24 protein-coding genes and 1 pseudogene are annotated in these 23,350 nt (G+C 41.7%); 7 read left to right on the top strand and 18 right to left on the bottom strand.

Translation table 11 applies throughout. From position 1 onward, the window contains the following. Positions 1 to 136: 136 nt before the first annotated feature. From QZ135_RS01570 to QZ135_RS01560, 3 genes are all read right to left on the bottom strand, one after another. On the bottom strand, positions 137 to 1,498 hold the full coding sequence (locus QZ135_RS01570; RefSeq protein ID WP_294605315.1) for a TolC family protein: 1,362 nt from the start codon (positions 1,496 to 1,498) through the stop codon (positions 137 to 139). 107 nt (positions 1,499 to 1,605) lie between these two features. Then, a complete protein-coding gene (locus QZ135_RS01565; RefSeq protein ID WP_294605313.1) occupies positions 1,606 to 3,771 on the bottom strand; it encodes a peptidase domain-containing ABC transporter in 2,166 nt (721 codons plus the stop codon). 35 nt (positions 3,772 to 3,806) lie between these two features. Then, positions 3,807 to 4,979 carry an HlyD family efflux transporter periplasmic adaptor subunit gene (locus QZ135_RS01560; protein WP_294605311.1) on the bottom strand — a complete coding sequence of 391 codons (1,173 nt, stop codon included), beginning with the start codon at positions 4,977 to 4,979 and terminating at the stop codon, positions 3,807 to 3,809. Between the two features lie 172 nt (positions 4,980 to 5,151). Between QZ135_RS01560 and QZ135_RS01555 the strand changes: the two are divergent. Continuing rightward, a pseudogene (locus QZ135_RS01555) lies at positions 5,152 to 6,375 on the top strand (AAA family ATPase). A 335-nt stretch (positions 6,376 to 6,710) separates the two neighbouring features. On the opposite strand, the gene QZ135_RS01550 reads toward QZ135_RS01555, so the two are convergent. From QZ135_RS01550 to QZ135_RS01495, 12 genes are all read right to left on the bottom strand, one after another. After that, positions 6,711 to 6,911 (bottom strand): hypothetical protein, encoded by a 201-nt coding sequence (locus tag QZ135_RS01550; protein WP_294605309.1) that lies wholly within the window; start codon positions 6,909 to 6,911, stop codon positions 6,711 to 6,713. Between the two features lie 205 nt (positions 6,912 to 7,116). Continuing rightward, on the bottom strand, positions 7,117 to 7,293 hold the full coding sequence (locus QZ135_RS01545) for a hypothetical protein (RefSeq protein ID WP_294605307.1): 177 nt from the start codon (positions 7,291 to 7,293) through the stop codon (positions 7,117 to 7,119). A 14-nt stretch (positions 7,294 to 7,307) separates the two neighbouring features. After that, entirely contained in the window at positions 7,308 to 7,481 is a 174-nt protein-coding gene (locus QZ135_RS01540) for a lactobin A/cerein 7B family class IIb bacteriocin (RefSeq protein WP_294605305.1), read from the bottom strand. Between the two features lie 71 nt (positions 7,482 to 7,552). Continuing rightward, positions 7,553 to 7,714, bottom strand: coding sequence for a hypothetical protein (locus QZ135_RS01535; RefSeq protein WP_294605303.1), 162 nt, complete (start codon positions 7,712 to 7,714; stop codon positions 7,553 to 7,555). 57 nt (positions 7,715 to 7,771) lie between these two features. Continuing rightward, positions 7,772 to 7,939: a hypothetical protein gene (locus tag QZ135_RS01530; protein ID WP_294605300.1), complete on the bottom strand. Its 168-nt coding sequence runs from the start codon at positions 7,937 to 7,939 to the stop codon at positions 7,772 to 7,774. Positions 7,940 to 8,185: 246 nt separating this feature from the next. Further along, positions 8,186 to 8,557 carry a hypothetical protein gene (locus QZ135_RS01525; RefSeq protein WP_294605298.1) on the bottom strand — a complete coding sequence of 124 codons (372 nt, stop codon included), beginning with the start codon at positions 8,555 to 8,557 and terminating at the stop codon, positions 8,186 to 8,188. 202 nt (positions 8,558 to 8,759) lie between these two features. Then, positions 8,760 to 8,939: a hypothetical protein gene (locus QZ135_RS01520; protein WP_294605295.1), complete on the bottom strand. Its 180-nt coding sequence runs from the start codon at positions 8,937 to 8,939 to the stop codon at positions 8,760 to 8,762. 12 nt (positions 8,940 to 8,951) lie between these two features. After that, entirely contained in the window at positions 8,952 to 9,158 is a 207-nt protein-coding gene (locus QZ135_RS01515) for a hypothetical protein (RefSeq protein WP_294605292.1), read from the bottom strand. 276 nt (positions 9,159 to 9,434) lie between these two features. Next, a complete protein-coding gene (locus QZ135_RS01510) occupies positions 9,435 to 9,605 on the bottom strand; it encodes a hypothetical protein (RefSeq protein ID WP_294605288.1) in 171 nt (56 codons plus the stop codon). A gap of 118 nt (positions 9,606 to 9,723) precedes the next feature. Continuing rightward, entirely contained in the window at positions 9,724 to 9,903 is a 180-nt protein-coding gene (locus QZ135_RS01505) for a hypothetical protein (RefSeq protein ID WP_294605285.1), read from the bottom strand. 541 nt (positions 9,904 to 10,444) lie between these two features. Beyond that, a complete protein-coding gene (locus QZ135_RS01500; RefSeq protein WP_294605282.1) occupies positions 10,445 to 10,591 on the bottom strand; it encodes a hypothetical protein in 147 nt (48 codons plus the stop codon). A gap of 78 nt (positions 10,592 to 10,669) precedes the next feature. After that, positions 10,670 to 10,816, bottom strand: a complete 147-nt coding sequence (locus tag QZ135_RS01495; RefSeq protein ID WP_294605280.1) for a hypothetical protein — start codon at positions 10,814 to 10,816, stop codon at positions 10,670 to 10,672. A 131-nt stretch (positions 10,817 to 10,947) separates the two neighbouring features. Between QZ135_RS01495 and QZ135_RS01490 the strand changes: the two genes are divergently transcribed. Together QZ135_RS01490 and QZ135_RS01485 are read left to right on the top strand one after the other, a co-directional pair. Further along, positions 10,948 to 12,255, top strand: a complete 1,308-nt coding sequence (locus QZ135_RS01490) for a HAMP domain-containing sensor histidine kinase (protein ID WP_294605278.1) — start codon at positions 10,948 to 10,950, stop codon at positions 12,253 to 12,255. Next, a complete protein-coding gene (locus tag QZ135_RS01485) occupies positions 12,248 to 12,946 on the top strand; it encodes a response regulator transcription factor (protein WP_294605277.1) in 699 nt (232 codons plus the stop codon). Before QZ135_RS01490 ends, QZ135_RS01485 begins: the two co-directional genes overlap by 8 nt. A 322-nt stretch (positions 12,947 to 13,268) precedes the next feature. On the opposite strand, the gene QZ135_RS01480 is transcribed toward QZ135_RS01485, so the two are convergent. Both QZ135_RS01480 and ahcY read right to left on the bottom strand, forming a co-directional pair. Then, a complete protein-coding gene (locus tag QZ135_RS01480) occupies positions 13,269 to 15,773 on the bottom strand; it encodes a YfhO family protein (protein WP_294605275.1) in 2,505 nt (834 codons plus the stop codon). A gap of 113 nt (positions 15,774 to 15,886) precedes the next feature. Beyond that, entirely contained in the window at positions 15,887 to 17,305 is a 1,419-nt protein-coding gene (ahcY, locus tag QZ135_RS01475) for an adenosylhomocysteinase (RefSeq protein ID WP_294605272.1), read from the bottom strand. Positions 17,306 to 17,476: 171 nt separating this feature from the next. Between ahcY and QZ135_RS01470 the strand changes: the two genes are divergently transcribed. Beyond that, the gene (locus QZ135_RS01470) at positions 17,477 to 18,652 is read left to right on the top strand and encodes a PAS domain-containing sensor histidine kinase (RefSeq protein ID WP_294605269.1); all 1,176 of its coding nucleotides are present in this window, start codon (positions 17,477 to 17,479) and stop codon (positions 18,650 to 18,652) included. 69 nt (positions 18,653 to 18,721) lie between these two features. Here the strand turns inward: QZ135_RS01470 and QZ135_RS01465 are convergent, their stop codons facing one another. Continuing rightward, positions 18,722 to 19,732: a LacI family DNA-binding transcriptional regulator gene (locus QZ135_RS01465; protein ID WP_294605266.1), complete on the bottom strand. Its 1,011-nt coding sequence runs from the start codon at positions 19,730 to 19,732 to the stop codon at positions 18,722 to 18,724. Positions 19,733 to 19,984: 252 nt separating this feature from the next. Between QZ135_RS01465 and QZ135_RS01460 the strand changes: the two genes are divergently transcribed. The 3 genes from QZ135_RS01460 to QZ135_RS01450 are packed head-to-tail and all read left to right on the top strand — an operon-like array spanning position 19,985 to position 23,337. Continuing rightward, positions 19,985 to 21,031: an NAD(P)-dependent alcohol dehydrogenase gene (locus QZ135_RS01460; protein WP_294605263.1), complete on the top strand. Its 1,047-nt coding sequence runs from the start codon at positions 19,985 to 19,987 to the stop codon at positions 21,029 to 21,031. Positions 21,032 to 21,034: 3 nt separating this feature from the next. Further along, positions 21,035 to 21,904: a carbohydrate kinase gene (locus QZ135_RS01455; RefSeq protein ID WP_294605260.1), complete on the top strand. Its 870-nt coding sequence runs from the start codon at positions 21,035 to 21,037 to the stop codon at positions 21,902 to 21,904. A gap of 20 nt (positions 21,905 to 21,924) precedes the next feature. Beyond that, on the top strand, positions 21,925 to 23,337 hold the full coding sequence (locus QZ135_RS01450) for an alkaline phosphatase (protein WP_294605258.1): 1,413 nt from the start codon (positions 21,925 to 21,927) through the stop codon (positions 23,335 to 23,337). Positions 23,338 to 23,350: the final 13 nt, after the last annotated feature.

Raw genomic sequence — 23,350 nt, 5'->3', positions numbered from 1 at the left:
AAAATATATTGAGTAAACTAACTTAGGTATAACAAGCGAAGTTGTCAACTAAATCCAGTACAGTACAGAAATATAATATGAATGCTCGTTTCCTTTAATGGGAACTGCAGTTTCTCCTTATGGGAACGCTCGTTTCCTACTGTGGGAACTGTCGTTTCTGCTCTTGGAAACCGGATTCGCCAATGGACTTGCATGCATAGAATGACAATACCCTTTCTTTCAATAGATATGCATACTTCGCTTGTGATTGCTTCGAAAGCGCATCTGCCAACTTCATTTTTATCTCATTATACTCATATACGGCCGATTTCCCGGCAGCATACTTTTCCAACGCATAGCGGTGAGCTTCTTCATTGGCTGCTACGGCTTTGGCGGTCGATTCATATTTTTCCAGTGCGTTCACGGCATCTGTATAAGCCTTTTCAATGTCTTTATACAGGCTCTTTTTCTCATTTTCCAGAGACAGGCGGGCATTACTCTCCTCTATCCGTGCGGAGCGTACTTCATTTCGTGTTGAAAAGCGGTCGAAGATAGGGATACTCAGTGTGAGGTAGACGCTTTTTTGCATATTATTCTGAAGTTGCTGATTGAATGACGGGTTTATGCTGTTTCCCGAATGGTAGTATCCGGTACTGGCACCGGCACCTAATGAAAGCGTAGGATAGTATCCCGATTTGGCTACCTTGATGGCTTTCGAACTACTTTGCAGTGAGTAGTAAGCCTGTTTTATCTGGGGCATACAGTTCAGTGCGTCAGCATAGATGGCCTGAGGCATAATGGTATCTATCCGGAAACTGTTTTCATCGAGAGAATCGACATCGAAATCCTCGTGAGCCTGCAATTCCATTAATTGCAGAAGGTCAAGAAGTGAAAGGCGGAGCGAGTTCTTTGCCTCCGTTGCCGTCAGTTCGTCATCTGCCAATTGTGCTTTGACGTCGTATAACTGAGATTGCGGGGCTTTGCCGTTTTCAATCAGAAGCAATGTTCTGTCCTCCTGTTCCCTGGTCAACCGGATTTGCTCCAGGGCTATCTTATGGATTTCCTTATTCAGCAGAATCTGGAAGTAGCAACTCGTGACGTTCAGTGACAGGTTGTTTTCTATTAATTCTTTGTCGGCCCGGGCAGCCATCAAGTCGAACTTGTTGCGGGATATGGACGCGCTTCTGCGGAATCCCGTGAAAAGGGGCACTTCGGCACTTACCGAAAAAGAAGTGCTCCGTGTGTTGCTGTCCTCATACGTGTTGCTGCGGTTGAGCGACCGCCCGAAGTCGAACTTCTGCGAGGTTCCGGCATTCAGTTCCGGCAGGAAACTGCTCTTTAGCGTACTTTTCTCCACTTTCAGTTTCTCAATCCGGTTTTGGCTTTGTTTCACCTCAATGTTGTGCCGGATGGCATAGTCGATACACTGTTGGAGAGTCCATCGTTCGGTCTGCGCTTGTGCGTTGCCGGTGATGAGTAAGCCGGCAATTATCAGATATTTTACAATCAGCTTGTTCATAAAAATAACATTGTTTGATTACTAATTATTCTATTTCTTTTGTTGGTACAAAAATAGGACAATGTAGAACCAAACAATGTTATGTAAATGTTATCGCTATGTTAAGATTATTCGAACATGGCGAACTGCTCGTTCCAGAGCCTGTTGTACGGTCCGCCCGACATGTAGAGCTGGCTGTGCGTACCGGTTTCCGCTACTTTGCCCTTGTCGAGCACCACAATGTTGTCGGCACATCTCACTGTGGTGAGGCGGTGGGCAATGATAATGACTGTCTTTCCTTTCCCTGCCAGCGCATCCAGAGTTTCCTTCACGTAGCGTTCGGCTATGGAATCCAGTGAAGACGTGGCTTCATCAAAAATCAGGATTTCCGGTTCCTTATATAAAGCACGGGCAATGGCAAGTCTCTGCCGTTCGCCGCCGGAGAGGGATGCGCCGTGTTCGCCTATCTGGGTCATGTATCCGTCGGGCAACCTGTTGATAAAACTGTTCAGTCCCAACTGGGTTATCAGGTCGGCAATGCGCTTCATGTCCGGCTGCATATCGCCGAGTGCTATATTGTCGACGATGGTTCCGGCAAACAACTCAATCTGCTGGGGCACTGTGCCCACCCGGCGCCGGAGGCTGCGATTGTCAATCTGTGCAATGTCATATTCTCCGATGCGGATGCGTCCGGACTGAATGGGGTAGATGTGCTGCAACAGAGAAACCAAAGTCGTTTTTCCCGAGCCGCTCTCTCCGATGACGGCGGTGGTTTTGCCTTTCTCGATGGTTAGGTTCAGGGAGTTGAACACTTCTTTTCGTGAGCCGTATCTGAAAGAAACGTCTTCGAAGGTGATATCTCCCATCATATCCGGTTTGAGGATGATTTTCTGTTCATTCTCCTGCTCTCTTTCCAGGTCCATAATCTGGAAAAGGCGGTCGGCGGCTATCAGTGCGTCCTGGATGGTCTGGTTGGAAGATATCAGTGAGCCGATGGGCGAAACGACGTAGCCAACCAGGGAGTAGAACACCATCAGCGTGCCGGGCGTCAGTTCCTGATCGATGACCAAAATACTGCCCAGCCACAAAATAGCGATTGTGATGCCTGTAGATACAAACTGAATACCTCCCTGTGCCATGATAGAGCCGTAAATGCTGCGGTAGGTGCTCTTCAACAAGTGTACGAAACGGCTTTCCGTCTTCAGGTTGGCATATTCTTCGATGCCGAAGCGCTTGATGGTGGAGATAGAGTTGATGGACTCCACTAACTGCGATTCCAGGTCGGCACTGCTTTCCATGATGCTGCGCTGGTATTTCCGGTTCAGTTTATTGAAGCTCAGGTAGATGAGCAGGAACAGTGGCGCGGCTATCAGGGTGACGACTGCCAGTTTCCAGGAGTAGATGAACATCAGGCAGAGGGAAAACACCAATATCATGATGTTTACTACCAGGTCGAGCGACACATTGTTGATGAAGTTACGGATTTTCACGGCATCGTTGACGCGTGAAATGATTTCACCAACGCGCATGGTGTCGAAGAACTGTTGCGGCAGGGTCAGCAGATGCTTATAATATCCCAGAATCAATGCGGCATCAATCCTTTGTCCGGTTTTTAGGGCCAGAATGCTTTTCATGGCTCCGATAAAGGTGCGCAGCAATAGGATGACAAGCATTATCACACCCATCAGGTTGAGTAGGTTGGTGTTTTTGTCTACTAATACGTAGTCGGTGATTTTCCCTACATAAATGGAAGTGGACAATCCCAGAATACTGAAAATGAGTGCACCGAAAACGGCTTGTAGCATTACGGACTTATGGGGTGCCAACAATGAAAGAAACTTTTTGGTCATGCTGGTCTTCTGGTTTCCTTTTTTGAAGGTTTCTTCCGGTTCCATCAATACCAGTATGCCCGTCCAGTCGTGCCGGAAGTCTTCGTTCAGCACTTTATGCATTCGTCCGTCTCCCGGGTCCATGTAAGTGATATGCGTTTTCGTCACTTTGTAGATTACGACAAAGTGTTGAAGTTGCTTGTGGTTCACCAGCACATGCGCAATGGTGGGTTTAGGAATCGTGTACAATGCGTCGAACTGTGCGCGGACACCTTTGGCAGACAGCCCCAGTTTGTTGGCGGCTTCTATCAGTCCCAATACATTTGTACCTTTCTGGTCGGTGAATGCATACTGGCGGATGCGCGAAACGGGGAAGCGTAGGCCATAGTGGGCACATACGGAAGCCAGACAGGCTGCTCCGCAATCGGTGATGTCATGTTGCTTGATCTTAGTTCCTTTTTTCATTTTATCTCTGTTTTTTATTATTTGCTACTTAATGTCTATTTGCTGTTTCTTGCTATCATCTCATTAGCCGCATATTGCCTTGGGTTCGCCCAATCGTCAATCTTCTGATAAAGCAGATCGAACAAGGAACGGCGCGTCACCATGAAGTGGGCGCTGACGGTCATACCTTTCTTCAATTTTCCTATTTGTCCGTTTTCCAATGTCAGGTAATCCTGTTCCATTTCGCACTTCACTTTGTAGAAGGAATTGCCTTGATTGTCCGTCAGGAAGTCGGAAGAAATCTCTTTCACTTTCCCCGGAAGCGTGCCCCACTCGTTGTAATTAAAGGATTCCACTTGCACGTTGACCGGCATGCCTATGCTCATAAAGCCTATGTTGCGGGGAGTGACGTATACTTCGAGGCAAAGCGTAGAGTCGGGGCTGATTACCGCCAGTGATTGTCCGGCTTGAATGCTGCTTCCCCGGTATATGCCCGAGAACTGGTCGAGCGTGCCGTCTACCGGGCTGCGGACAATGTACATATCCTGGTCTTTCACTTCCTGCTTGAGGCTGGTGCTCATTTCGTTGCGGGAGTTGCGATAGCTGTTCAGGTCGGCTTGCCAGGTGCTTAGTTGGCTTTGCACCAGTGAAGCCAGTTCGTTTTGTTGACTTTGATATTGGAAGTAGTATTTATCGTATTCTTCTTCCGAAATTACTTTCTTCTCAAATAAGGTCTTGTTGCGCATATATTCTTTCTCGGCTTGTGCCAAAGAGGTTTCAAGTTCTTTCTTCTTTTTGGTGAAATACGTGTATTCCTGTCGGCGGACCGGAGAACGGAATGCGGACGGATGCTCGCCTTTTGACAGGTAGGCTAAATCGGAAAGATGCGCTTCGTAATCGTTCAGGCGATTGGTCTGATAGTTTATTTTATAGTCGGAACTGTTTGTGCGGAAGCGGAGAAGGACATCACCTTTTTTCACTTGTTCGCCTTCGCGAACATAAATCGAGTCAACGAGTTCCGTGATGGCCGATTTGATTTCAGTCTTTTCCGTAATGGGGCGGACTACTCCGCTGCCTTGCACGGAAATATCCACATAAATAAAGGGGAGTGCTACCATAGTAACCGTGATGGCAAATAAAACTACCCAATAAATAATCTGTGACTTTGTGGTGTGCTGATAGATGTACGTCTCAAGACTGTTTTCTATCCATTCGTTCGGTAATAACATATCTTTCTGTTTTTAATGATTAATACTTTTCTCTTTTTCGTGAAGCAAAAGTACGGGGTTGATGGCGGAAGATAGGTTATAGGTATGTTATCGCTATGTTAAATAGATGCTGAGTAGAATAATACGAAAATAGTGATTAACTTTGAACCACTAAAAAGGAAAAACTATGGTGATGAATGATATGCTTCGTAAACTCCCTATCGGGATACAGACATTTGAAGATATACGGACTGGCAATTATCTGTATGTGGATAAGACCGCTCTTGTATGGAAGATAGCCAATACCGGCAAGCCTTACTTCCTGAACCGCCCCGTCGCTTCGGCAAGAGCCTGTTACTCTCTACTTTTGAGGCTTACTTCGGGGGGAGAAAAGAACTTTTTGAAGGGCTTGCCATCGAACAAATGGAGACGGAATGGAAAAAGCATCCTGTGCTGCATTTGGATTTGAATGCAGAAAAGTATGCAGGATATCAGCATGAATTATTACTATTCTACCGTATGCGGTATTACGAAAGAGGAACTATGCAAGAACTTCATTCCTGAAATAGAGCATTTTGGAGAGATAAACAACCTGACGTTTGACGAAACAGTGGATGCACTGACCAGAAACTATGACGGCTATCATTTCCACCCGAGAGGAGAAGGCCTGTTCAATCCGTTCAGTGTTCTGAATGCATTCAGCAATATGGAGCTGGGAAGTTATTGGTTTCAGACCGGTACCCCGACTTTTCTTGTTGAAATGTTGCAGAAGACAGAGTATGATTTGCGTACCTTACTTGATGGCATTGAAGCACCCGCTTCCGTATTCTCCGAATATCGGGTAGATTCCAATAATCCTATTCCACTAATTTATCAGAGCGGTTATCTGACGATAAAGGGCTTTGATGAGCGTTTCCGCAACTACCTGTTGGAGTTTCCTAACGATGAAGTGCGCTATGGTTTCGTAGATTTTCTTGTACCTTTCTATACCGGAGTGAAGAATAACGATCAGGGTTTTTATATAGGCAAATTTATCAATGAACTTGAAAGCGGGGATTACGACTCTTTTCTCACTCGTCTGCAAGCTTTCTTTGCTCATTTTTCTTACGAATTGAATGCCAAGACCGAGCGCCATTATCAGGTAATTTTCTATCTTGTCTTCAAACTTATGGGTCAGTTTACCGAGGCCGAAGTAAAGAGTGCCCGAGGTCGTGCGGATGCTGTTGTAAAAACTCCGAAGTTTATCTATGTCTTTGAGTTTAAGTTGAACGGCACTGCGGAGGAAGCCTTGAAGCAGATTGACGAAAAAGGTTACCTGATACCTTATCAGGTAGACGGACGCGAAGTGATAAAGCTAGGTGTGGAGTTCAGCGCCGAAGAACGCAACATCAGTCGTTGGCTTAATGAGATTCCTTGAATCTTGTCTGATAATTATTTATGGTATGATGTCATATAAATCAAAAGTACCGTGTATATTCAGAAGACCCAGCAGTTCATAGAATATATACGTTAATGTGATTATAAAAGTAAACTTTCCGATAGAATATTTATCACTAAATCCATGAAACAATAAAGTAGCGGCAGGTGCGCAAACGATACATATGTGGTAGCGAAGTGAAGTCTCAATTACCTATAAGTAATCATTCTATAACCTATAGGTAGTTGATCGTTTACTTAGTAGTAGTTGGCGTACTACCTATAAGTAATTTTTAAGGTGAATCTATGTATCGGAAATTGCGGGTGATCCGTTTATTACATTATTGCGTTATATAGCATGATAATACCACTTATTCCTACATAAATAAGTAAAAATAATCGTTCTCTTTTTAAACGTTGGATTTCTTTTTCCAACTTTTTCTCTTTGTTGTCCATTTTTCTATAATTATTAAAAATATGATTATTCGACTTTTTCTTATTGGTCGCTTCCTTTGAGTGGAAATCACAAATACTCATAATATAAAGCTTTTATTTCAAGTAGTATTGGGCTATATTCTAATAAAAAAACAGGGAAGTTTGTTTAATTAGGAAAATAGTAGGAGACATACTATAACATCTCCTACTATCTGTTATTAGTAACACTAATTGAACTTTGGGAGCGAATTCATTGAAACTATATTGTGATAGTATTCCTGTTTTCTACTTCTCTTATTTAGTTCATTTATCGCCAAGCTTCTGGGGCACCTTGCTGTGATGCGATATTATATGCAATTACTTTTGCGCCGTCCACTATTGCTCTTGCAATGCTTCCACATAGCATCCCAAAATCTCTTGTAAAATCATCACCGCCACAAATGGTGATTAAATCTTCTTTGCTTAAATTTTCCATATAATTCATAATTGCCTCCTTTTTTATTTGTTGAAAGTTTCTTTAAATCCTTCAATAAAATCACCTCCTTCATTATAGATGTAGATTCCTGCGGAAATTATGGCTAGAGCCAAACCAACGTCAAATCCACCATTTACTTCTTTCATTTCTTGCAAGTTCATTTCTTGCATCATTGCATTTTCTTTGAAATTTTTCATAATTTTCTTTTCTTTTAAATTGTTAATAATATAAATTTTACTGTGTTTTCTTTAAAATATAGCTCCTTGCGTTAGGATGCTGCTTTCTTGTTATTCATAATAGCGTCAAATGCTTTTTGTAGAACTTCTAAGGGTATAATCGGGAGAGGCAAGAATCCTATACCACCATTTACACCTTTCATTTCACTGATACCCATTTCTTGTATCAATTCATTTCTCTTTGAATCTTTCATAATTCTTCATTTTTTAATTGTTACTAAAATAGTGTTTGTTATCAACAGAACAGAGTTTTACCAGAATTTAGTGAAGTCCTCTCCACGGTCGGGCTTCTTAAAAGGATTCAGCTTCCTTTCATTAAGAATATCAAGCGGACTACGGGTATCTACAAATCCTCCCGATACATTTCTCTGTTCTTTCTCATTCAATGGTTTTACCATGTACTTTTCATTCTTTTTCATAACTGTGTTTGATTTTTATATTAATACTAAAATTATTTAAGGAAAATAGAGGGCGTTACAATTATATTGGTTAAGCTAGTGCTTTCGTTGTATTTCTAACAGCCCCATATATGTGTTGATATCTTTTTCTTGATGTTGCAAAGTTAAGAGCTTTGTTTCACTGTTTGTGTTATTGCTTTGTAATCATTAGGTAGCACTCTGCGGTATTTTCAATGATTCCACTGGGGAGAGTTGTGGCATTAGAACTTATTTCTCTGGGCGTTTATTCCTTGGAGCCATATACAAAGCATAAATGCTATATGTGACACTGCCACTAATAACTGTAGCGATAAGATCGAAAATATCGAAAGTGGTGGAAAATGCAAACTCGCTAATGAGAAGGACAACGACACAACATATAAGTGTTTTTTTTATACTGTTTCTTCCTCTGATTATTCCCCAGGCTATCAAAGTAGTACTTGGAACAAGTATCCAACTGCTGATCGTGTCTGCAATATGAAAATCAGATAAATGATTTCTATAAATATATGGTCGATATGTATTTGACAAGAAAGCACCTGTTAACATTATTATAAATCCCAATATTATTGCAATAATATGTTTTTTAGTATGTTTCATTATAATATATCTCTGATAAATAATTAATTTCTGTTTAGGACTCGTCTGTACATAAATTGGCAGAGAGGTTGGTACTGCTTCTGGAGAAAAGAAACAAGAATCAGAAAAGGAGGCTGAATTCAAAAGTCTGTTTTGAGACAGCCTCTTGTTCTTGGTCGTTTATAAATGACAGAATACTTGTTATTTATAATTAAATTTCTAGTTAATGATTATATAAATTCTCATGTACCCGGTCATTTTTGTCCATTAGTCTGGTGTTCAGAGTACCGGCAAATCCGATAAATTCCCATATTGCATATGCAACCTCTGACAATGAACCGCCTTTTATCTCGAAGAGTTCCTCTTGAGACAATTCTTCTGTGTTATACATTTTAGCTTTCATACAAATAGTACTTTAGAAATTAATAGCTGCTGCTTTATCGGCTCCAGATTTAAGTGCACCTGCAGTATCTTTGGGATTGGTCAGTGTTTCATAAATGAAACCAGTTATGGCTGTTACTGCAGCTACTACAAACCAGTTTCCTCCGTTTGTCATTCTCATTTCACTTGTGTTCATTTCTTGAATGCCAAGTGCATTTCCTAGTCTCTTTAAATGTTTCATAATTAATAATTTTTTAGTAATACATGTTGTTAATAAAATCTCCTATTAGGATGGCTTTTGATAAAAAAGTTTCAATTTTCTTCTTTGAATGCTTTAGTGTATGTCTTCTATTGATAATACTTTTGGAAAGTATGGGGTATTACAAAAACACTGATTATACTAGTTTCTTCGCTGTAATTGTAACAGCCACCATACGTATTGATACATTCTTCTAAAGTTAATGCTTTCATCGGTTTTCTTGTGTATCGTTTCTGTAAAGTGTTTGCTCCTGTAGGTTTAGAAATCAAGCATCTTGAAGTATTCTCTGATTTCTCCATTTTTTAGGGGGACACATTCGCAGGTGCCAGGTGCAGGCTTGGTGCAATGGATGTGCATCGGAATGTTATGACCGCCATTTACATTTCTCAGTTCATTTACGCTAAGCGCTTTCATTTTCTTTGTTTTCATAATTGTTGTTTTTTTAGTTATTAATTTATTTGCAAAATGTTTTTTGTTTTACTATTACAGAATCAGGTGTTTCTATATCTGCGATTGTGTTATTGCCCTGCCACTATTAGGTTAATGGCTACATGAGTCTGGGAAAATTCTTGCCCATATCTGTGTGACAGGTATCATCGATAGGAAAGAAAGGGTTGTTTTCTCCGAAGATTCTTTTCAATGCATCTGCTTGAATACAATTGGCACAGCCGCCATTTACATTTCTCAGCTCGTTTGCGCTAAGCGCTTTCATTTTCTTTGTCTTCATAATTGTTTCTTTTTTAGTTGTTAATATATTTGTAAAATATTTCTTTTGTTTCTTGTTGATGTTGCAAAGTTAAGTACTTTGTTTCACTGTTTATGTTATCGTTCTGTTATCGCTATGTTAATGTTTTCCGGCATTTCGGGAGGTGTTGTTTATAACATTATATGATGCATGCCACACATCTTATTTCTCCTGATTCCAGTCCGGTTTTCCGAACTTTTAAGCCCTTTTGAAACTGTCTGTTTTTCATAACTTTTTTCTTTTTAGTTTGTTACTTTTGTTTTTGATTGATGTTGCAAAGTTAAGCGCTTTGTTTCACTGTTTATGTTATTGTTCTGTTATTGCTATGTTAATAATCTCTTGTTCTGTTGTTGTGAAATCATTTAGTATATTCTATTATATACTTGAAGATTCGGGCAATCTCTCGAACGGGTATTAAAGTTTAAAAATCTCTTGCTCTTCATAAATCTCTTCTTTTTAATTTATTGCTTTTGTTTCTTGTTGATGTTGCAAAGATAAGTGGTTTGTTTCTCTACTTATGTTATCACTTTGTTATCGCTATGTTAATATTTTCTTGCTGTGTTTTGAAGAATTCATTTGGTATATTATATAAGGTACATACTTTAGAACCTCCTAAGATTTGTTTGGTTTCCCAAACATTCAAATCATTTAGATACTTCTTACTTTTCATAACTGTTCTTTTTTAAATGTTACTCTTGTTTTTGATTGATGTTGCAAAGTTAAGCGGCTTTTCTCTCTACTTATGTTATTACTCTGTTATCGGAAGGTTAATACTTGCTGAAGAATCTAATGTCCTAACTATAATCCATTCTCCATTAACAAGTACCCATTTATACGCACCACCATAAATTGTCATTTTTTCTTCTTGCGTTAATTCTTTTGTAAGCTGTTTCATAATTTATAATTTTTAGTTATTTCTTTGTTTTTAGTTTGATGTCGCAAAGATATAGCTGTTTTTTTAAATAAAATGTTATCTAAATGTTATCCATTATTATCAGAATGTTATTATCTTTGCAAAAAAAATGCATGAATAGAAAACATATTATATTATTTACAGTCTTAGGATTAATAGCTATATTATCATTACAAACGATATGGCTATATAATACTTTTGTACTGGTTAGAAATAATATATATGAAGAAACTAATAAAGTTTTAGATGAAGCATTAACTGAAGCTATTGCAGATTTCAGTAAGTTAGGCGTTCCTGAGGGGACGGCAATCTCGTCTGGACCTATAAATGATTCAATACCGGCAAACACTTATTTTTATGAAGGTTTGTGGAAGTTAGGAATTGAGATTTCTTTGAGTGATATTGACTCTCTTACTAATGACTTGTTAAATAGGGCTGGGGTGGAAAGTGATTTTTTTTCATGTTGGGTTAATCCCCAAAATGGAGAGATTTACCAAAAGAGTAAACTACAAACTATAGCTGTTTGGGGAGCTATTAAGTCTGAAATAATTCCTGTACGAACTGATTTGTCACTTGGAATACAGTTAATTTTAACAAATCCTTATTGGACTATCTTTGAGCGTATGAGCCTCTTAATGATAGCGACCGCCATCATGATGATAATGGTAATCACCTGTATCATTTATCAGATTAAGATTATCATTCGTCAGGACAAGATAGCCAAAGTTCGTGAAGACTTCTCTTACGCCATGATACATGATATGAAAACTCCTCTTAGCTCTATTCTGGCTTGTACGAGTCTTTTGCATAGTGGCAAGATGGACAATTTGCCTGAGCTGAAGGAGAAATATTTTTGCATTGTAGAAGATGAGGGCGGACATTTGCTGAACTTGGCAAATAAGGTACTTACGCTTTCTAAATTGGAGAATCATAAGCTGGAAATGTCAAGAACTGTATTCCCGTTGGAGCCTATGGTGGCAGACTTAATAGAAAAGTTTACTGCAAAAACAGCCAAACCGGTACATTTCACTACTCACTTGCAGGCGAAAGAAATTTGCGCTGATGAGGAATATCTGAAAGAGGCTATCAGTAATCTGATAGATAATGCTATCAAGTACTCTAAAGAATCGGTTGAGATAAATATAAGTTCGCTCAGCAATGCTACTCATGTCCTTATCAAAGTGCATGATAACGGTATCGGCATTTCGGAGAAAGACCGGAAACATATTTTTGAGAAGTTTGAACGTGCCTCGGCTTTCAAGCGCTCCAGACTTGGCAAAGTTGCCGGTTTTGGGCTGGGACTGAATTATGTATATCAAGTGATGGATGCCCATGAGGGTAGCGTAACAGTGAATAGTGTTGAAAAAGAATTTAGTGAATTTATTTTGTATATACCAATAAAGACGGAAAACTATGATTAAATTATTAGTAGTAGAAGACGACCCGACTTTGCTTTATATTGTGCAAAGCGGATTACAGGAAGTGATTGGGGGCTATGAAGTTTTTACGGCAACTAATGGAGCTGAAGGATTGAAAGCTTGGGAAGAGCATCATCCGGATATCATTATCTCGGATGTGGATATGCCGGTGATGGATGGTTATGAGATGGTGGAGCGTATCCGTGAAACAGATGGCGATACACCTATTTTGTTTGCCTCGGCCATGAGCTCGCCGAAAGATGTGACGAAAGGATATAAGATAGGGGTGAACAACTACGTAAAGAAGCCCTTTGTTCCCGAAGAACTGGATGCTCATATCCATGCATTGCTCAAAATGAAAGAAGGCGTAAAAACACAGAATGAAAGTGATCATTGCAGGATAGGTCGTTATCTGCTGGATGCCAAACATGCCACTTTGCGGAATGATGAAACCGGTTATGTAAGAGTGTTAACTATCAGGGAAGCGCAAATAATACAGCTTCTTTACGAAAATAGGAATAATGCAGTGAAGAAGAGTGCCATCCTGAGTCGCTTCTGGGAAACAGAGGATGATTATTTCGCATCGCGTAGTCTGGATGTGTTCATGTCTAAAATACGAAAGTATCTGGAAGAAGAACCTCGCGTAGTGATAAAGACGATAAGAGGCGTAGGACTTATGATGCTATTGGATTAATCCCCTTTGTTATTTCTGATATTCTTGTCCCCCCTGGCTACCTCGTCGACAAAACCTCCCCTTTCGTAGATTTTATTTTCTGTTTTCCTTTCCCTCCCTTACATTTGCATCAGAATAAAAAGAAATAGACTCAAAAATCAAATATGTAGAGACTCTCTCTAAATAGCGTTTTTTCATGTATTATTGACTGTACCGTTCCACCTCCGTGAGGAGAGGGAACGGTTTTCTTATAATGTATGTTGGCTAAAATAATTCGCCCCTACAAGTCATCACAACTTGTAGGGGCGGATAGTTTTATATATAGGTTTAAGCGTCTTTATAACTAAGCGCTTAACTTTTTCCTATACACTATGATCAATACCATAATACCAATCACCATCAATGCCAGCGCTGCATAAGCAATACCTTCCGTTACGTGCAAGCTCTTCGGGTCGAAGCGCATTTCAATGGTATGCTTCCCGGCAGGGACGTACATGGAACGCAGGATGTAGTCGGCACGCGCAATGTCGGCAGGCTCCCCGTCAATGGTGGCTATCCAGCCGTCCGGGTAGTAGATTTCGGAGAATACGACTACACCATCTTTCGAATTGTTGGTTTCGTAAACCAGGCGATTAGGCTCATAGCTCGTCAGGCGGACGCTGGAAAGGCTATCCTTATAGGAGGTTGTTGTACCTTTCAAGGCCTCTTTGAAACGGGCATCTACTACGGCTGTTTCTGTGGGTACTATTGTGTGTAAAGCGTCAATTTCCTGATTGGCATTATCCACATACTCCACCTTATCTACAAACCATGCATTGCCGTAAGCATAAGGATTCATGACAGGGATTGTCTGCCCTTGTCCGGCAGGAAGTATGAAATACTTAGTGTTCAGCATATTCAGAACGCGGAACCGGGAAGCATCCACGCTATCCATTTCACCACCTGCAGTGGCAATAGCCTGATAGGCGGCCTGCATCTCGGGAGTGATATGGCGTTCTATCACTTCCTGATAACGGCGCAACTTGGCGGCATGATATCCGCCGACACTCTTGTGCCAATATGAAGTGTTATTTTCGCTGAATGCACTTCCCGAGAGGCTGAGTACACGATAGTTCGGATCAGTGTCCTGCAATATTATTTCGTCAGCTTTCGTCTTCTTGAAAGTATCTACCTGGGCAGAACGGGGGACAAATTGGTCATCGTGCAGATAGCGCTTGTTGACTCCCCACATATCTACTACGCAAAGAATAGTAATACCGGCAATCACAATTGTATTCTTTAATTTGCCGCTATAATAGAACCATAACAATGCGCAACCAATCACAACGATAATGAAGCTACGCAACGCATCGGAACTGACCATTGCGGTCCGCATCTCTCTCAGATTGGAAAGTATGCCGGACAATTCCTCCCGGGGAATCATATTCTGATTAACTGCATTCTGCAACATCTGAGCTTCCTGCGCAGGCACAAATGTAGAACTGAAAGCTCCAGGTATGATGGTCAGTAGCAAAGCTACACCTGCCGTTAATGCAAAACTGATACCAACAAACTTCAGTTTCTTTTTCAATATTTCCGGGTCTTCCAGCACCTTTTTCAAAGCAAAGATGGCCAGCAACGGAATGGTGAACTCTGCAATGACGAGAATGGACGATACGGCACGGAACTTGCTATACATAGGTATATAGTCGATGAAGAAGTCGGTCAGTGGCATGAAATTTTTTCCCCATGAAAGAACGATAGAGAAGAATGTGGCTCCGACCAGTGCCCACTTCAATGGACCTTTGACTATGAAGCAACCCAAGATGAAAAGGAACAAAACAAAAGCACCTACATAGACGGGACCTGATGTCATGGGCTGATCACCAAAGTACTGGGGTAGTTGCTGGTATAATCCGGCATACGTAGGATTGGCTTTTTCCATAGCTGTCTCATTCGAAATGAGGGGTACGGAAGCGCCGCCTTTAAAGTTGGGTACCAGCAACGTCCAGGTTTCTCCGATTCCATAGCTCCATTGGGTGATGTAGTCACGATCCAATCCACTGCTGGTCTGCTTGGCTGCATCGCCGGTTTCCACGAGTTCGCTTTTGCCACGCATGGTTTCCTTGCTGTACTCGTAAGTGTGATACAGGTTCGACAAGTTGACACATATACCGATGAGTGCAGCTACTACAAGCACACCGCTTGCTTTAAAGAACTGCGGCAAGGTTTTGTTGCGCCAGGCATCTTCAAAATAAGCTCCTGCAATGAACAGGATGACAAATAGGAAGTAGTAACTCATCTGTACGTGATTAGACAGAATTTGCAGGGCTATAAACAATGCTGTTATGATACCTCCTACCAGATATTTTCCCCGATAAGCCAGTACGATACCCGCTATCGTGGGTGGTATGTAAGCCAGGGTGATAAATTTCCATATGTGCCCGGCGGAAATCAGAATGAAGAAGTAAGATGAGAATGCCCACATCAATCCTCCCAATCCTGCCAGCCATACTGGTATGCCGAATGCACGCAACAGGATGAAAAAGCCCAGCATCAGAATGAAAGTCAGGTTTACATATGTGGGCAAGAACAGTTGATATGCTTTCTGTACCCATGTCAGTGGTTTTGTAGACTCATAGCTGGGAGCTATCTGGTAAGTCGGCATGCCACCGAACAGCGAGTTTGTCCAGCGTGTATATTCGCCGGTTTCTTCGCGATACTTTGTTGCTTCTTGTCCGGCACCGGCACCGGCAGCAGTGTCGTGTTGGAAGAGAATGCGGTTTTCTATATCCGCCGGAAAGAAATAGGCGAACGAAAGAACAGCAAACATAAGAATGACCAGGAGGTCGGGGAGGAGCTTCTTCATAAAAACGGAATTTTTATGAAATGAAGAATGAAGAATGAAGAATGAAGAATTACCATGCGGATTCATAGCGCAGCCAATTCTTCATTCTTCATTCTTCATTCTTCATTTCGTTATTAATAACGATAATGTTCAGCCTTATACGGTCCGTCTACTTTTACACCAATATAAGCGGCTTGCTCGGGAGTTAGTTTGGTTAGCTTCACACCTATTTTTTCGAGGTGCAGGCGTGCTACTTCCTCATCAAGATGCTTGGGAAGACGGTAAACACCCGTTTCATATTTCTTGTTGAACAACTCGATCTGTGCCAAAGTCTGGTTGGTGAATGAGTTACTCATGACGAATGACGGGTGACCGGTAGCGCAACCCAGATTAACCAGACGTCCGTCTGCCAACAGGATAATGCTGTGTCCGTCGGGGAAGTAGTAGCGGTCTACCTGCGGTTTGATGTTGACGCACTTGATGCCGGGATAATGTTTGAGCGCATCCACTTGGATTTCATTGTCGAAGTGACCGATGTTACAAACAATAGCCTGGTCTTTCATCTTCTCCATATGGTCGATGCGGATGATATCGATATTACCGGTGGTGGTGACAAAGATGTTACCTTGGGTGCAGGCTTCTTCCATCGTGATTACCTCAAAACCTTCCATGGCAGCTTGCAGGGCACAAATCGGGTCTACTTCCGTTACCAGTACGCGGGCACCATAAGTACGCATGGAGTGTGAGCATCCTTTACCTACGTCGCCATAACCGCAAACTACCACTACCTTGCCTGCAATCATCACGTCCGTGGCACGCTTGATGCCATCGGCAAGTGATTCACGGCAACCGTATAAATTATCGAATTTAGACTTCGTTACGGAGTCGTTCACATTGAATGCCGGGAACAGCAATTTGCCTTCTTCCTGCATCTGATATAAGCGGTGTACGCCTGTGGTTGTTTCTTCGGATACACCACGCATCTCAGCAGCCACACGATGCCAGCGGGTAGGGTCTTCTGCCAATACGCATTTCAGAATGGCGTTCAGTTCAATCTCGTCTTCCGCATGAACTTCTTTATCCAGAACAGAAGCGCTGTTTTCAGCTTCATAGCCCACGTGTATCATCATGGTGGCGTCACCACCATCATCCACAATCACCGTAGGACCTTTGCCGCCGGGGAAGTTGAGAGCTTGGAGCGTACACCACCAGTAGTCAGCCAGCGTTTCACCTTTCCAGGCGAATACGGGTACACCACTTGCGGCGATAGCTGCTGCGGCATGGTCTTGGGTCGAATATATGTTGCAAGAGCACCAGCGCACTTCGGCACCCAGTGCTACGAGGGTTTCAATCAGTACCGCCGTTTGGATGGTCATGTGCAGGGAACCCATGATACGAGCACCTTTCAACGGTTTTGTTTCTCCATACTTTTCGCGAAGAGCCATGAGGCCGGGCATTTCTTGTTCTGCCAGATCGATTTCCTTGCGACCGAAGTCGGCAAGCGTAATGTCTGCCACCTTGTAGGGCAGAGTAGAGAATAATTCTTTAGACATATTTATCAATGATTTAAAATAAAAAGTGCTGCAAAGATAGAACATTCTGATTAGTAGGACAAAAGCTATTCGTTTTTTTTAAATAAAAGCTTGGAATATATGTTGATATAATTGAAAAGATATGTATATTTGCTTCCCTAAAATAATATTAAGCAATATATATACCTTGAAATGAGGGATTATAACGATAAAACAAAGGAAGAACTACTGGATATAATCCGGGGATTGGAAGAGCAACTAACAAGTCGTCCTCCTTGGAAAACCCTATGCCCAGATGAAAATCCGGGGGCTTTTAGTAAGAAATATGGTAAAGAAATACTGGATGCTATTCCGGATATGCTGACTATATTTGATTTCAATCTGGACTATATCGAGTTACTTTCCTCTCCTGAAACTAATCATGTGGAAGGCTTGTCCGGTGATGATACGTCACGTCCTAACCTTAAGGATATAGTGCCGGAATCAGAATACCGTAAGATCCGTGCCAATATGGAAAAAGTGATACGCACCCGTCAACCCAGTATCGGAGAACATTCATTGCTGTTTGAAGGAAAGATGCATCATTATGAAAATCTGGTGTGTCCATTGGGAGACCAGTATCTGCTGTGCATGTGCCGGGACGTTACGAGCCGGGTGAATGCCCAGCGTGAACTGGCTGCCGCCCGTATAAAGGCGGAAGAGGCTGACCGGTTGAAATCAGCATTTCTTGCCAATATGAGCCATGAGATACGTACACCGCTAAATGCGATTGTCGGATTTTCGAGGCTGGTGATTGATCCGGGATATGAGGGAGATAAGGAAGATTATTGCAATATCATCGAGAAGAACTCTGAAGTACTGTTATGTCTGTTTAATGATATTCTGGACTTGTCGTCAATGGAGGCAGGAGCTTTGGAATTCAGGAAGGATAAAGTGAATATGTATGCTGCCTGCCTTGAAGAGTACACCAGGCACCGGACCAAGGTGAACGAAGGAGTCAGGTTGATATTGGATGATAGTGATAAGAATTTGTATGCTGCGGGAGATAGATCGCGCGTCATGCAGGTGTTGATGAACTTATTGAGCAATGCTGTAAAGTTTACTCCTGCCGGAGAAATCCATTTGGGATATGAACAACGAGGCAATGTTGTGCAGGCTTATGTAAAAGACACAGGTCTCGGTATACCTGCCAATCGCGTTGCGAAGATTTTTGAGCGTTTCGGTAAGATTAATAATTTTGCGCAGGGCACCGGGCTGGGGTTAACTGTTTCCCGTATGCTGGTAGAACGAATGGGCGGAAGAATCTGGGTGCGGTCGGGCATGGGAATAGGGACGACGTTTTTCTTTACGTTGCCGATGAGCGAATAAATAGAAAAAAGGAGTTGCTATACAGTGGGTAATGCTGCCCAACTCTTTACGGCTTTTTGTCGATACAAATTACTCAACTGTTGATTTTCTGATAATGATATTCGATTCCAATGTGATGGTCTGATTGGGAGTTGAGAAATCATTGATTTTTTCAAGAATAAGGCGGACGGCAATTGTGACCATTTCATCAACTTGTTGCTCAACAGCAGTCAGTGGTGGGTGTACCAAGGTTGATAAAGCGGTTCCCGACATACAGCAGATTGCAACTTTACTTGGAATAGCGATGTTGTGTTCTTGCAGTGTTTGTTTTGCACCTAACGCTTGAGTCTCTGTAAAACAAAAAACCGCGTCGAAAGGAATTTCAAGGCTTAAGACTTTCTCAATGGCATTGGCACCATCATTAACACTGACGCCCGATTCGATAGCATATCGTGAATCGTAGGGAATATGGAATTTTGCTAGTGCATCGCGGTAACCTTTCTTGCGGTCAATCGTGTTTTGGATATGCCGAGGACCAGTTAGATGGATAATTTGTTTCTTTCCTGAACGTATAAGATGTTCAACCATGAAGAATGACTGGATATAGTCGTTACTTTTTACTGCCGGAACGGAGATGTCGGAAATCGTGCGGTCGAAAAGGACTATTGGGATATGCCGGTCCAGGAAACTCCGGTAAACATCAAGATTGGCAGTATTGTGACAGGCACTAATCAGGATGCCTTCTACGCGCGCATTATCAAACATTGTCAGGTTTACGCGTTCTGTTTCAGGGTCTTCATCAGACAATGCCAAAATAACACGATAGCCTTGCTGATTTAATAGACTTTGAGCAGCGGTAATAAAACTCATGGAGAATGTGGTTGTCATCTCAGGAACCATAATTCCGATGATACGTGTACTTTTCAAACGCAGGTTAACGGCCAGCTCATTGCGGCGATAGCCCATCTTATTAGCCGTTTCAACGATTTTTTCTAACGTTTCCTTGCTGACATTTTTGCTGTCTCCACTTAATGCTCTTGACACAGTAGATTTTGATAGTCCCAATGCAGCTGCTATATCTTTAATTGTAACGTATCTCATGGTTATGGTGTGTTTTCTGCAAAATTAGGACTTTTATCTATTCATATGCTAAAAATAAATGCCAATATCTTCTAAAATGTATGATTTAACGTTGGGAACGGTTGCGGAAAATGGGAACGGTTGCGGGAACGGTTGCGGATTATTTTCCGAAGAAAAACCTTGTGGCACAGCTAAATGGAGTTTAGTTTTGTGGTGTAAAGAGAGCGAATGAAACAATTTGCTTGAGACTAATTAACTAAATGCTATAATAAGATGAAGGATACAATGAAGGTTGCAGTGATGCTGGGAATCGGTCGGATGGGATTTGAAGAACGTCCCATTCCAAAAGTTAAGCCCAATGAAATATTGGTTAAGTTGGACTATGTGGGCGTTTGTGGGTCAGATATTCATTACTATGAAACAGGAAGAATTGGGAACTATATTGTCCAACCTCCTTTTATGTTAGGTCATGAGTCTGGTGGTACTGTAGTTAAGGTAGGGCAAAACGTGAAACATTTGAAAATTGGTGATAAAGTGGCACTCGAACCAGGTAAGACATGTGGTCATTGTCGTTTTTGCCGTGAAGGGAAATACAACCTTTGTTCTGATGTGGTATTCTTTGCTACCCCTCCGGTGGATGGTGTATTTGCGGAGTATGTGGCACATGAAGCAGATCTCTGTTTTAAACTTCCTGAGAATGTTGATACGCTTGAGGGGGCACTTATTGAGCCGTTGGCTGTAGGCTTTCATGCAGCCAACCAAGGTGAGGCACATGCAGGTCAAACAGCGGTAGTCTTTGGTGCAGGATGTATTGGTTTGGTTTCGTTAATGGCACTTAAAGCCGAAGGTGTCAACACAGTCTATGTTGTAGATATCATGGAGAAGCGTTTGGAAAAAGCGTTGGAAATAGGTGCAACTGCTGTGATAAATTCAAGTAAGGTCAATCCTATTGAGGAAATCAATAGGCTGACTGCTGGTGAGGGTGTTAATCTTGTCATTGAAACTGCCGGTATGGAAATTACTACTCGGCAGGCCATTAGTGTTGCTCAGAAAGGTTCGAATATCGTCTTGGTAGGGTATTCAAAAACAGGAGAGATGGTATTGCCTATTAGTCTGGCAATAGATAAGGAACTCACATTCAAGTCGGTGTTTCGTTATCGTCATATCTATCCAATGGCTATTGAGGCTGTGGCTTCCGGGAAAATCGATTTGAAAAGTATCGTGACTAATATCTTTGACTTTGATGATATCCAAAATGCAATGGATATGAGTATTAGTGATAAATCGAATATTGTAAAATCAGTAATTAAAATCTGGTAAACTATGAAGACGAAAACAGTTGTTGGTTTAGGGGAGGTCCTTTGGGATGTTTTCCCTGAAGGAAAGAAGTTAGGCGGAGCGCCTGCTAATTTCGCCTATCATGCAGCTCAACTGGGGCTTGATGCTATCGTGGTTAGTGCCATTGGTAATGATGAATTAGGCGATGAGGTTGTAGCCTGTTTTGAGGACAAGGCATTACCACACATGCTTGAAAGCTCGTCGTGTCCTACTGGAACAGTTCAGGTTAGTGTCAATGAGCGTGGTATTCCTCAATATACAATCGAAGAAGGTGTAGCATGGGATAATATCCTGTATAACGAAACATTAAAAGCACTGGCAAACCGTACTGATTGCATTTGTTTCGGTTCGTTGGCTCAACGCAATTCAGTATCGCGAAATACTATTGAACAGTTTCTTAACGATATGCCTGCCTGTTCTTTTAAGGTCTTTGATATTAATTTGAGACAGCATTTTTATATGAAAGAGCAGATTGAAAAATCGTTCTTCTTGTGTAATATCCTAAAAATAAATGATGATGAGCTTGGTAAGGTTTGCAGTATGTTTAGCATTGCGGGGACTCCAATCCAACAGTGCCGGACACTTCTTGCAACGTATGGTTGGAAAATGCTGATCCTGACTTGTGGCGAGATGGGAAGCTATGTCGTTACCCCTGATGAGGTATCGTTTTTGGAAACTCCCAAAGTGAAAGTTGTTGATACTGTTGGAGCTGGTGACTCGTTTACAGCTGCCTTTTGTGCGTTACTCTTGAAAGGTGAATCAATTGGCGAAGCCCACCGAAGAGCAGTTGATGTTTCAGCTTATGTTTGTACCCAGGCAGGTGCAATGCCAGCTTTGCCGAACTATCTTAAGTAATACTTTCAACAGTTGATATAATGAAAAACATCAGATTACAGCTATTTGTCTTATTCTTGTTGTGTACTTGTTTTCTCTATGCCCAGCAAGCCAAATATATATTCTTCTTTATAGGAGATGGAATGGGAATAAACCAGATACAGATGACTGAACTATACAGTGCTGAACTTCAGGGTAATATTGGGGTAACTCCCTTATTATTTACTCAATTCCCAATAGCAACTATTGCAACCACCTATTCTGCAACGAATGGTGTCACCGATTCGGCAGCTTCAGGTACCGCACTGGCTACAGGTGTGAAAACCCGTAATGGCTGTATTGGGGTGATGAAAGATAAGATTACCCCTTTGAAGAGCATCGCAGTGAGAGCTCGGGAAGCTGGTTGTAAGGTAGGTGTGGCATCAAGTGTGGCTATCAATCATGCAACACCGGCTGCATTCTATGCCCACAATGAAAATCGAAAAAACTACAATGCAATTGGCCATGACCTTGTAGCTGCCGGATTTGATTTTTATGGAGGTGCTGATTTTTGGAGTGTCACTCCTCAGGATTCAATAGGACTTTATGACCTTGCCTATAATAATGGTTATACGATAACTCGTGGTTACAAAGAATTTCAGAAGAAAGCCCGTACATCGGATAAAATGATTCTGTTTCAAAGGAGTGCAGTGTCGAAAATTGATAGCCGCACAATTCCCTATGCCATTGATCGCCAAAAAACAGATCTGACATTGTCGGAAATTACACGTGCAGGTATTAATATCTTAACGAAAGACCCTGAAAAAGGATTCTTCTTCATGATTGAGGGTGGGAGTATTGATTGGGCATGTCATAGTAATGATGCAGCGACAGTGATTCATGAAGTTCAGGATTTGGATAAAGCTATAGGGGTTGCTTATGAGTTCTATCAACAACACCCTGATGAAACATTGATTGTGGTGACAGCCGACCATGAAACCGGTGGTCTTGGGTTGGGTACCGGGTCGTACGAATTAAATCTTGGTGTTCTTGGTAATCAAAAAATCAGTGAGCGTGAGTTTTCAAAGGTACTTAATCACTTAAGAAAGAAAAACAACGGTAATGTTTCGTGGGATATAGTTAAGAAATCTCTCAGTGAGAACTTTGGTTTCTGGAAAAAGATTCAGTTGGCCCCGCAACAAGAGGAGCGATTGAAAATGGCCTATGAAAGCTCGTTTATCAACAGTGCCGGTCTGGTTGAAAGTGAATATCAAAAAGATGAAGCGATTGCAGCTGAAGCAAAAAAAATCATCAATGAAATCGCTCTTGTGGACTGGATTAGCAAAGGTCATTCGGCTAGTTTCGTGCCTGTGTTTGTTCTCGGGGTTGGTGCAGAGGATTTTCAAAGTCGTACTGATAATGCCGAAATACCTAGAAAGATCGCAGAGATAGGTGGATATGGGGTGGAAAATTAACATTTATCATTAG

This window comes from uncultured Bacteroides sp. (assembly GCF_905207245.1).
Lineage (GTDB): Bacteria > Bacteroidota > Bacteroidia > Bacteroidales > Bacteroidaceae > Bacteroides.
Note: the sequence above shows the minus strand (reverse complement) of the source record. Positions and strands in the feature narration are given on the sequence as shown.